This is a genomic window from Actinomadura sp. 21ATH (assembly GCF_041951345.1).
Taxonomy (GTDB): domain Bacteria; phylum Actinomycetota; class Actinomycetes; order Streptosporangiales; family Streptosporangiaceae; genus Spirillospora.
In genome coordinates, this window is the sequence record NZ_JBGNUR010000006.1 from 40,960 (window position 1) to 51,726 (window position 10,767).

Here is a 10,767-nt window from a genome sequence, read left to right on the forward strand (position 1 = left end):
GGCTGGCAAGGGAGCCTAACCCCTTCCCGATCCCCGGCACCAGGGGCGCCGACCTCACCCGTTCCGGCTACTTGCGGCGGCGCCCGCGGCCGTCCGCGTGCCGGCCTTTAGGGTCGGCGATCCGCACGTCGACACCGTCCCTGGAGCGCCCCAGGGTCGCGGGACGGCGCCGCGCGGCCGCCGGCTCACCGGCCTTGCGCGCCCCCTTCGGCGCGTCCTTACTCGGCGCGGCCTTCGCCGGTCCGGCCTTCTTGGCTCCCGCGAGCCCCGCCGGCCGGACGATCTCGCTGGTCTTGGCGACGGCCTCGGCGCGCGCGATGTGCTCGCGGGCCCGGCGGACCCGGGCGCGCCCGCTGCCGCCGCGGGCGGTCCGCGCCGCCTTGCCCTGCACGCTCACCCCGCTCTGCGCCACGCGCAGCTTGCGGGTCCACGTCCCGAGGTGGGCGGCGACGACCAGCAGCACCAGCGCGATGCCGACGCTCCGGCCCCACTGCAGGCTGTCGACGGCCGAGGCGTTCTCCGCCTTCGGGTTCGCCTGGTTGGCCACCTGCGGGGCGGGATAGGTGAAGCCCGGCGTTGCCCCGTCCGGCTGGACCGACGGCAGCGTGACGGGCGACCGGTCGTTGAACGGCGTCAGCGGAGCCGTGCCGTTCGGGGGAGGCGAACCGGGGAGTGAGCCCGTCCCGCCCCCGCCCGACCCCGTGGAGCCGCTGCCGACCGAGGCGCTCGTCGCGGCGGCCCCGGAGGAGACCGAACCGCCGAGACCGTCGGGCCGCTTGGCCCGAACGCTGATCGGGACCGTCCCGCTCGCCGACGCCGGAACGCTGAACGTGGCCTTGCAGCTCGTACCCGAGCACAGGGAGCCCGCGGACCCGCTCTTCGACCCCGCCGAGCCGGCGCTGACCGTGTAGCCGGAGATGTCGTCCTCGAGGCCCAGGTTCCAGCTGACCGTGAGCTTGCCGCCGGACGCCTTCGCCGACACGCCGCTGGGCTGCGCCGGCGGGATCTTCACCGTGAAGGTGCTGCGGGCCTCGACACCGCCGATGCCCTTCTTGATGTAGACCTCGTACTTGCCGTTGCGGCGCAGCGGGATGGTCGCCGACAGGTTGCCCGCCCCGATGTCCCGCTTCGTGAGGAAGGTGTCGCCCGAACCTGGAATGACGGCGCGCATCTCCGTCTTGAAGATCCAGGCCGAGTACGCCTTGGCCGTGACCGACGACCCGCTCCTGATCACCGAGCCGTTCTTCGGGGCGCTGACCGTCGACTCGGCCGCCTGCGCCGGCGTCGCACCGAGAACCGGGAGTCCCATCGCAAGGGGTGCGGCCAGCAAGATTGCACCGATCCTGCGAATCCTCGTCACGGCCTCATTCCCTTCATCGAACGCCCTGCCGACGGGCTCCTCACTCGTTCGTCCCGCCGTTGGGCTCGAGGGGTGGGGGGCCGGTCGCAACCGTCGTGCCGAGTGGTACCTGTGCGCTTACGGAAGCGTAACGTACCACCGGGTAGCAAAAGTCACAGGATGGCGACAAAGAGTGGACACCCCTTCGCCGTTTCCTTCCCCGCGACATCTATTGACATCTCGTACAACGAACTCGAAAGGTCAGGGTACGCCCTCTGATCCCACAGGACCAGCCCTGGCCCGAGAAACCACCTCCATCCCTCTGAACCTCGCGGTCACCGACACATCGACGGTCCCGTCCCGGACCGAACAACGCGAAAGCCGCGCCCCACCCCCTTCCGCGACCTCGGCCGCCACCCGGCAGGCGACCACCCGCCCCTCAATGGCCCGCCCCGCACCCCCGAGCGCCGCCAGATCAGCCACCGAATCGGCCCGATGCCGAGCCGCCCGAGCCGCTCCCACCCCCAGAGCAGCCACCCCCACTCCCCAGACCACCCCCATGAACGCGACCACCCACACAACCCCCGCCCCCCGATCCCGCCCACTCCGCACCCCATTCCTCCTCCCACGAATCCCCACAACAGCCCCCACAGCACCCACGCCGCAGCAGCCGCCCGAAATAGACCCTCGATTGGCCCCTCACACTGGGTCCGCACCGGACCCGACAACCGCACCTCACAAACCCCGCGGATGGGCCTGGGGCCACAGCAGGCGTCCAGCAACCGGTGCCCGCAACGAACCCGACCAGACGCCCCCTCACGAGCCCGCCACTGAGCCATGGCCGAGTGACGACACGCCAAGTCCGGATGGATGCTCCGTGAATTCAGCGCCTACGAACGCGTGGCATTCGCTCCGGGCTCGGTCGCCGCTCGCGCTTCCGCTTGCACGGTCAGGGGGAGCACGTTGGTGTGTCCCGGCGGACTGACCGGGACGCTGACCTCGACCAGCGAGATGGCGGCATCACGCCGAACGTCCACCTGTGCTCCAGCCGGGAGGGCCGCGACGACCATGGCCTCCACCGCCGGCAGCGCCTCGCCCCGTGCCGCCGCCCGAGCACCACTGCGCGCCGCGTCCGTACACGCGACCTGAACGGACGCCGCGGTCACGCCCCACATGCTGAACGCGGTGACGAGCACGAGCGCCGGCAGCGCGACAGCGATCTCCGCAGTGACCATCCCCCGGTCCGCCCGGTCGCTCCGGCCGTCCCCCTGGTCGCCTTCGTCCTCCCGCCATGACGCCCTCACCCCGCCTGCCGCAGGGCGCGCTTGATGAGCGACACGAGCAGCCCCTGGATCTCCGAGCTGGTGACGATCTTCAAGAGCAGTCCCGCGAACGCCGTCGCGGCGATCACGCCGACCGCGTACTCGGCCGTGGACATCCCGGCATCGCTAGCGGCGGTCCGCCATCGCCGTACCGCCGCAGTGATCGTGTCCATCCGAGGCCCCCTTCCCCTGGTCGGACGCCGCTTGCGCCCAAATCAAGGGTCCGGCGGGCGAGCCTCCCGCACCAGATGAACGCCGTTCTGTGGAAAACCCCGCCCACACGTCCCCGACCGGAACGGGAGGAGGCCCCTGCACAGCGGTAAATGAACGGAACCCGCGACGGCATCGGCCTATCCTGAACGCATGAGTCCGTTCGCCGGTCAGGTGATGATGCCCCGCTCCCGGGGCCGCTGACGCCGCACGGACGATCGTTGCGAGGCCCTGGCACTGGGGCCTCGAACGGTGTTCACGGTCGGAGCCCCTGACATTCGGAGGTTCCCATGACCGCACCGCATACCTACATCACCACCACGATCCCGTACGTCAACGCCCGCCCGCATCTGGGCTTCGCGCTGGAGCTCGTCCAGGCGGACGTACTCGCTCGCCACCGCCGACAGCGGGGCGACCGCGTCCGGTTCCAGACCGGTACCGACGACAACTCGCTGAAGAACGTGCTGGCAGCCGAGGCCGCGGGTGCCGATGTCCAGGAATTCGTCGACGGTAACGCGGCCGCGTTCGTCGCGTTGGCCGAGCCATTGTCGCTCTCGGTGGACGACGTCATCCGCACCAGCCGGGACCCGCGGCACCGCGCCGGCGTGGAACGGTTCTGGCAAGCATGCGCCGAGGCAGGCGACCTCTATCGCAAGCACTACGAAGGCATGTACTGCGTCGGCTGCGAGCAGTTCTACACCCCGGCGGAACTCGTCGGCGGCCGGTGCGCCGAGCACGGCACCCGACCGCAGTGGGTCTCTGAGGAGAACTGGTTCTTCCGCCTGTCCCGCTACGCCCATCGGCTCCACGAGCTCATCGCCACCGGCGCGCTGCGCGTACGACCTGACGAGCGCCGCAACGAGGTGCTCGCCTTCATCGCCGCCGGCCTGGAGGACTTCTCCATCTCCCGGTCCACCGCCAGGGCGCGCGGGTGGGGCATCGCCGTACCCGGCGACCCCGGCCAGGTGATCTACGTGTGGTGGGACGCACTGGGCAATTACCTCACCGCACTCGGCTACGGCACCGGAAGCCCGGACCATCGCCGCTGGTGGAACGACGCCGAACGCCGCGTCCATCTGCTCGGCAAGGGAGTGCTGCGCTTTCACGCCGTCTACTGGCCGGCCATGCTGCTGTCGGCCGGGCAGCCGTTGCCGACCGACATCCTGGTGCACGGCTACCTCACCGCGGACGGCCGCAAGATCAGCAAATCGGGCGGCGCCGCCGTCGATCCGGCCGAACTGGTCGAGCGGTACGGAACCGACGCGGTCCGCTGGTGGCTGCTGCGGGAAGTGCCACGGGCCGGGGACGCCGACTTCACCGCCGACCGGCTCGTCCACCGGTCCGACGACGAACTCGCCAACGGAGTCGGCAACCTCGTGAACCGAGTCGTCTCCATGATCCATCGCTACCGCGACGGCGAGGTTCCCACCGGTGACGTACCGGCTCCCGAAGCACAGGAGCTGGAGGCTGCGATCCGCCGGGCACCGGATCTCGTGGACGCCTCGCTGGCGGACTTCGACTTCCGCCACGCCACCACGGCAGTGTGGAACATCGCCGATCAGGCCAACCGCTACATCAACCAGGTCCGCCCCTGGGAGCTGGCCAAGGCCGAACGCACCGGTGACGATCATGCCGGACGGCGGCTGGACAGCGTGCTGGCCACGCTCGTCCGCTCATGCCAAGCGATCGCCGAGCATCTGCTGCCTTTCCTGCCGGACGCCGCGTCCCGCATCGACCTCCAATGCACGCCGCATGAGGGGCGGCTCCCTGCCCCCGTACCCATCTTCCGCAAACTGTCCGACCCGCATCCGCCAACCCACCAAGCCAGGCCGTGACCGTGACCAGGCGATGCCGATGCAGGGAGCTGCCATGACGGTCATCCTCGCGGTCGACGACGTACGCGAGCTGCCCCGGGCGACCCGGATCGCCCGCACCAGCCAGGAGGGCGTCCGACTCCTCGAAGAACATCGCGCCCGCGAGATCGACGAGCTCTGGCTCGACCACGACCTGGGTGGCGAGGACAGCATCATGCCGGTCGTGACCCTGCTGGAACGGGCCGCCTTCGACGGCCGCCCGTTCACGATCGGCACGGTCTACGTACACAGCGCCAACCCGATCGGCGCGGAGACGGTCGTACGAGTCCTCAAGCGCTGGAGTTACAACGTTCGGCAGGTGCCGGCCCCACACCCCACGACCTCATGAGCAGGGTCTCCCGCCACGCCACCGAAGAGAGCCACAACACCTTCCCTGAACTCGATCCCGTTCGAGGGGGCATGTGGGCGTGGCGGCGCTCCACCTGGCACAGCCTCTTGTGCAAGCCGAGGACGCCGATTCGGAGCCGTCCAAGGGACGTTAGAGGAGACATGCAAGCACGGCGTCCACTCTGTCCGGCACGAACCCCGGTACAGACCCAGTGCGCCGATGAAGCCCGCTCGGAGGGAGCCCGCGGGTGCGGCACCGCTCCGCCCAACACGGATCGCGGTACCGGCCACGGCTCCAACGCAGTCTCCGCCAGCGGCCCACCCGCGTCATCCAGCACCACGCTTCGGCGGCATCGGCCCCGCACATCCCGCACCGCCGCATCTGCGCATCACCACGGCAGGAGGATCGTGGTGGCGATCGAGGCGATGGCCGGTACGACTCCGAGGAGGACGAACGCGGGCAGGAAGCAGGCGCCGAGCGGGGCAAGCGACATGATGCCCGCGGTCCGGGCGCGCGCGGCGGCCGCTGTGCGCGCCGTACGCCGCTGGTCACGCGCGAGCCGTTCAAGAGGGCCCGCGGGCGCGGCGCCGCTCCGCGCAGCACGGATCGCGGTACGGGCCAAGGGCGCCAACTCGGGCTCCTCCGCCAGAGCCAGCCAGGCCGCCTCAGGGTCGGCTCCTAGCTTGATCTGCGCCGCTACCCCGTGGAGGTCCTCACCGAGCGGACCACCGACCGCACCGGCCACGGCCTCCACGGCTTCGCTCCATGGCGTACCGCCGCGCAGGCACGCGGCGAGCAGGTCGACCGCGATGGGCAGATCGGCGATCAGACGCGCACGGCGCCGCCGCTCTTCCTGGCGAGAGACCCGTCCAAAGGAACGGTGAACCGCCACCCCGACCAGGACACCCAACCCGGCACCGAGAACTCCGCCGATCACCGCCGCACAGACCAGACCTGCCAGGACCGTGGCCGCCCACCGCAAGACTGCCTCGCGCCCCTGCGACTCGGCCCCATCCAGCTTCACCGACGCACCCGACACACCTGCAGGAAACTCCGCACGCGATTGCCGCTGACCCGCGACCCCATTGCCCCACCGATGCTGCGTATCGCGCCGCGACCGCCCCTGGTCTTCCTCGCCAGAAGGCATGCGAAGCTGCTCAGGCCAGGGCCGTCGAAAATTGGGAAGTACGTACTCCGGCAGCTCCTGGTCTTCACTGCTGGGAGGCTGTCGACCAACTCGCGTCGACGGCATGCGCACGAAGTGACGCTGCCCGGGCCATGGCCGTCGTGGAACAGGCGGTAGGCGCCCCTGCGAGCCGTGGTCTTCATTGCCGGGAGAACCTCGAACAAGCCGCGTCAGAGGCTTGCGCAAGCGGCGACGCTGATCCGCCCGCCGAACACCGAAAAACCCTCGCCGAGACGCATGACGACTGCCTTCCATCCCTGGCCCCTCAGCACTCCGGATGGCGAGCTGGCGCCTGAGCCTTCGCGAGGCAGGCGAGGACAGACAGGGCAGCGAAAATATCCGCGCACCGAAGCGGATGACGAACGCCAGAATCAGCACGATCTTCCCTCTCCGGACAGACCGAGGGCCGCCCCTTCCCGAACGGACACGTGTCCGCTCCATGAACGACTACGTCCGCGCACCATCCGCCACCCCCATCACTGGCGATCCCGTCGCCTCCATCACCCCGAGAGGCACCATGAGAACCGCGAAGCGATCTCCCCAGCGGTCTCTGACACCACCCTGGCTCACCCAAGAACATCCGAAATGCCAAGAAGATCCGGTCCCGAGAGTCTTGGAAATGTCGCCGACTTCGGGAGCGGTTTCATCGAGCCTCCGCTGCGATTTCGGCGAGGCGACCTGTCCACCAGAGGCCGACGACGTTGAGCGCGACCCCTCCGAGCAGGCATCCGAGGCCGGGGAGCGTGGCGAAGAGGAACCTCAGCGGGTCCGCGCCCAACGCGGCCGCCATGCTCAAGCCGAGGGACGGCAGGCCCGCGAGCAGCCGTGCCGTTGCGCGGGGTCCAGCGAGCTGCGTGGCGATCTCTTGGCGTTGCGCTTCCTCGTCCCGTAACGCGGCGACGAGGCCGTCCAAAACCGTGGCGAGAGAGCCGCCCCGTTCAGCACCGATCCGCCAGCAGGCAGCGAGGAGGCGGAGTCCTTCCGCCCCCGGCCGCGCGGCCAAGTCTTCCAGTCGCTCGACCGGCGATGCGTACGCCTCAAGCCCCCGCAGGGAAATGGCCCCAGCCTCACGTTCCGCCTGCTCGGTCAGTCGGCTCCGTCCCGCCGCATCCCCACCATCACCCGCGCCCGCCCCCTCTCCCGCAGCTGCGCCTGGGCCCGCGCTTGCGGCTGCGGCTACGGCTGCGAGCGGTTGCTGGCGAGCGATGCCGGGTGGCGGCGGCTCACAGTCCGGACTCGCCTTCAGAAGTTCCACCGCGATGCGCTGATCGAGGAGCGTCGCAGTGATGGTGAACGCCTCGTCCGGCGTACGCCCCGCCGAGAGTTCGGAAGCCATGCCGTCGCACAACTCGATGACCCCGTCCCGCCATCGCTGTGCCGAGCTCTTTCGCTCGCCCACAGCACCCGTCCACGCGCGTACGTGCCGCACGAGTCGCGCGATCAGGCGCCGCCCCCGCGTCCTCCTTGGGTCCTCCCGAATGAGCAGGCGCCTCAAGCGGCGCTCCGGTGCCTTGGGCTTGGCCACCAGCCACACCAGGGCGCCTGCGCAAGCGGCCGCCAGCCCGATGAGCGCGCCCATGCCGGGTCCTCCTAATCAGTCTCAAGGGGTCAGCCATCGCGGCGGTCTCTTGGGTTGGTAGCCGTTGGCCGTTGGGCACTGCTGTTCCTCACTTGTGCTCCTGGGCCTGGAACCTGCTGAAGGGTCATGTCCCTGCCGTCCGGGTCGTCCGCACCGCCCCCCATTCGCAGCACACCTGCTGCCGTCCCTCAGGTGATCTCTCCATGAGTCGGCATGTCGACATGACACCTCCTCGGATCTACAGCTCGCCCGCATCCCCGCTACAGCGCGCCCGCTGCCGAGTCTTCGGTGACCCGCATGAGGTGGCATAGCGGCATCAGACGGCATCGGCCTTTCAAGCAGCCCGCACCTCCATCCACAGCGCGACCGCTGCTAGGAGATGTCTTGGGGGCGTGGGGGCTTGAGTGGTCAGGGTGGGGTCCAGTGGGGGAGGCGGGTGGCTAGGAGGGTGGCGCCTGGGGCGGTTCTCGTGGTGCCGGTCGGGGTGAAGGAGATGGCGGGGGTCGCGGTGATGTAGCCGTCGGGGGTGCGCGTCAGGAGGCAGATCTCGGAGACGCGGCGGGGGCCGCCGTTGGGGGCGCGGGTCAGGTGGATCACCAGGTCCAGGGCCGCCGCGGTCTGGCTGTGGACGGCCTCGCGGGACAGGCCGGCGGCGCAGCCCAGGGCTTCCAGGCGGGCCGGGACGTCGGCGGCCGTGTTCGCGTGGAGGGTGCCGCAGCCTCCTTCGTGGCCGGTGTTGAGGGCGTTCAGGAGGGTGACGACTTCGGGGCCCCGGACCTCTCCTACGACCAGGCGGTCGGGGCGCATTCTGAGGGCCTGGCGGACCAGGTCGTGGAGGGTCACGCCGCCGGCGCGTTCCACGTTGGGCGGGCGGGCCTCCAGGCGGACGACGTGGGGATGGTCGGGGCTCAGCTCGGCGGAGTCCTCGACCAGGACCAGGCGCTCGCCGGGGTCGGCCATAGACAGGAGGGTGCTCAGGAGGGTGGTCTTGCCCGTGCCGGTGCCGCCGGTCACCAGGAAGGCGGCGCGGGCGGCCACGACCGCTGACAGGAGTTCGGCGCCGGCGGGCGGGACGGTGCCCGCCGCGACGAGTTCGGCGAGGGTGAACGCGCGGCGGCGCGGGAGCCGCAGGGACAGGCAGGTGCCGTTCGGTGCGATCGGCGGCAGTACGGCGTGGAGCCGGATGCCGCCGGGGAGGCGGGCGTCGGCGTACGGGGAGGCGTCGTCGAGGCGGCGGCCCGCGGCGGCGGTGAGGCGCTGGGCGAGGCGGCGGAGCGTGGCCTCGTCGGGGAACCTCGTCGTGGTACGGGTCAGCCCGGCACCGGCGTCCACCCAGACCTCCGCGGGGCCGTTGACGAGGACGTCGGTGACGTTCGGCGAACGCAGCAAGGGCTCCAAGGGGCCGGCGCCCACGAACTCGGCCCGTAATTCGTCGGCCAGGGCGAGTACCTCGCGATCCCCCAGGAGGCGTTCCTCGGCGCGCAGGGCCGCCGCCACGCGGCCGGGGGTGGGTTCGGCCGTGGTGGTGGCCAGGCGGCCGCGTACGGCGGCGGAGAGGCTCGGCGGGATGGCGGTCATGCCGCCTGCTCCAGGGGACGGCCGAAGTCGAGGGAGGCGAGGAGGCGCGAGCAGAAGTCGCCGACGGAAGTGCGGCGGAGAGAGCCCGCGAGGTCGCCCGTTTCCAGCGCGGCTGCGAGTTTCCGGTCCTTGTCGAGCGATCCCGCCAGGGGGAGGTCGAGCGCCTGGGCCATGAGTTCGGGGGTGACTCCGCCGCCGGAGGGGCCGCGGGCGACGAGGCGCAGGTCGCGGACGTCGTCGCGGAGGGTGCTCAGCAGGTCGTCGGCGGCCATCGTCGCGCGGACCTCGGCGGGGACCAGGAGGAGCGCGACGTCCGCCGCGAGGAGGGCGCGGCGCCCGACCTCGTTCCGGTGGCGGGGGACATCGGCGATCACGAGGTCGAAGGCGCGGACGGCGGCGTCGAGGAGGGCGGCGGTCGCGTCGCCGGTGACGGCGGTGGAGCCGCCGCGGCTCCAGGAGAGGACGGAGAGGTCGCCCAGCCGTGGCAGCGCCTCGTACAGGTTGGCGGCGCTGAGGCGGCCGTGGCGGGTGGCGAAGTGCGGCCAGCGCGCCCCCTGCTGCTCCTCCAGGCCCAGGACGAGGTCGATGCCGCCGCCCAGCGGGTCGCCGTCGACGAGGAGCGTGCGCAGGCCGTCGCGGGCCGCGGTGAGGCCGAGGGCGGCGGAGAGCACGCTGGCGCCGGCGCCGCCGGTGGCGCCCAGGACGGAGACCAGCGTGCCCCAGCCCTCGGCGGGTTCGGCGGCGGCCGCCAGGGCGTCGATGAGCCAGGTCTCGTCGTCGGGCAGCCGGGCGACGTCCTGCGCGCCGATCTCCACGGCCCGGCGGTACGGGTCGGCGGTGTCGCCGGCCGCGGCGACCAGCGCGACGCCCGGGCGCCGGTCGGGCGTGCGGGCGGCGATCTCCCCGGCCAGGTCGCCGCCGACCAGGATGAGCGACGGCCAGTGCCAGTTGCGCCGGGCGTGCTCGGCCTCGTGGACGAGCTCTATCTCGACGTCCGCGGCGGCCGCCAGCCGCAGCAGGTCGTCGGTGATCGAAGGGTCTCCGGTCGCGATCATGGCCGCGATGGTCATGGGGCCTCCCGCCGTCTGGGAAATCCACCATGCGGCGGCCGCGAACGGAGGCGGAAGGGGCCCGCGAGATTGTGGATAACTCCGCGCGGCGGGGTCCTAGACCGCCGGCGGCCTTCTCAGCGGTCGGCGGCTCGTGGAAGAGGTAGAGGGCGCCGCCCGGGGACAGGCGGTCGCGGAGGACGGCCAGGACGTCCACGGCCCGGCTGATGCGGTCCGGTACGCGAGCCATGGACCGGAAGTCATCGGGCGGCCGGGTGGCGCGCTAGCCGCCCCCCCGGCGC

At 71.3% G+C, this 10,767-nt stretch carries 10 protein-coding genes; 2 read left to right on the top strand and 8 right to left on the bottom strand.

Features of this window, described 5'->3' with window-relative positions; translation table 11 throughout:
• Window positions 1-67: 67 nt before the first annotated feature.
• The 4 genes from ACA361_RS19620 to ACA361_RS19635 form a co-directional block, all read right to left on the bottom strand.
• The gene (locus ACA361_RS19620; protein WP_375013651.1) at window positions 68-1,309 is read right to left on the bottom strand and encodes a hypothetical protein; all 1,242 of its coding nucleotides are present in this window, start codon (window positions 1,307-1,309) and stop codon (window positions 68-70) included.
• A gap of 291 nt (window positions 1,310-1,600) precedes the next feature.
• Window positions 1,601-1,999 carry an Rv3654c family TadE-like protein gene (locus tag ACA361_RS19625; protein WP_375013653.1) on the bottom strand — a complete coding sequence of 133 codons (399 nt, stop codon included), beginning with the start codon at window positions 1,997-1,999 and terminating at the stop codon, window positions 1,601-1,603.
• A 230-nt stretch (window positions 2,000-2,229) separates the two neighbouring features.
• On the bottom strand, window positions 2,230-2,574 hold the full coding sequence (locus ACA361_RS19630; RefSeq protein ID WP_375013655.1) for a TadE family type IV pilus minor pilin: 345 nt from the start codon (window positions 2,572-2,574) through the stop codon (window positions 2,230-2,232).
• A gap of 65 nt (window positions 2,575-2,639) precedes the next feature.
• A complete protein-coding gene (locus ACA361_RS19635) occupies window positions 2,640-2,834 on the bottom strand; it encodes a DUF4244 domain-containing protein (RefSeq protein WP_375013657.1) in 195 nt (64 codons plus the stop codon).
• A gap of 327 nt (window positions 2,835-3,161) precedes the next feature.
• Between ACA361_RS19635 and ACA361_RS19640 the strand changes: the two genes are divergently transcribed.
• Together ACA361_RS19640 and ACA361_RS19645 are read left to right on the top strand one after the other, a co-directional pair.
• On the top strand, window positions 3,162-4,706 hold the full coding sequence (locus ACA361_RS19640; protein WP_375013659.1) for a methionine--tRNA ligase: 1,545 nt from the start codon (window positions 3,162-3,164) through the stop codon (window positions 4,704-4,706).
• 34 nt (window positions 4,707-4,740) lie between these two features.
• Entirely contained in the window at window positions 4,741-5,073 is a 333-nt protein-coding gene (locus tag ACA361_RS19645) for a cyclic-phosphate processing receiver domain-containing protein (protein WP_375013662.1), read from the top strand.
• Between the two features lie 388 nt (window positions 5,074-5,461).
• Here the strand turns inward: ACA361_RS19645 and ACA361_RS19650 are convergent, their stop codons facing one another.
• The 4 genes from ACA361_RS19650 to ssd form a co-directional block, all read right to left on the bottom strand.
• Window positions 5,462-6,220: a type II secretion system F family protein gene (locus ACA361_RS19650; RefSeq protein WP_375013664.1), complete on the bottom strand. Its 759-nt coding sequence runs from the start codon at window positions 6,218-6,220 to the stop codon at window positions 5,462-5,464.
• A 682-nt stretch (window positions 6,221-6,902) separates the two neighbouring features.
• Window positions 6,903-7,838, bottom strand: coding sequence for a type II secretion system F family protein (locus ACA361_RS19655; protein WP_375013666.1), 936 nt, complete (start codon window positions 7,836-7,838; stop codon window positions 6,903-6,905).
• A 408-nt stretch (window positions 7,839-8,246) separates the two neighbouring features.
• Window positions 8,247-9,416, bottom strand: a complete 1,170-nt coding sequence (locus tag ACA361_RS19660) for a TadA family conjugal transfer-associated ATPase (protein WP_375013668.1) — start codon at window positions 9,414-9,416, stop codon at window positions 8,247-8,249.
• Window positions 9,413-10,486, bottom strand: coding sequence for a septum site-determining protein Ssd (ssd, locus tag ACA361_RS19665; RefSeq protein WP_375013670.1), 1,074 nt, complete (start codon window positions 10,484-10,486; stop codon window positions 9,413-9,415). The genes ACA361_RS19660 and ssd overlap by 4 nt, the downstream gene beginning before the upstream one ends.
• Between the last annotated feature and the right edge of the window lie 281 nt (window positions 10,487-10,767).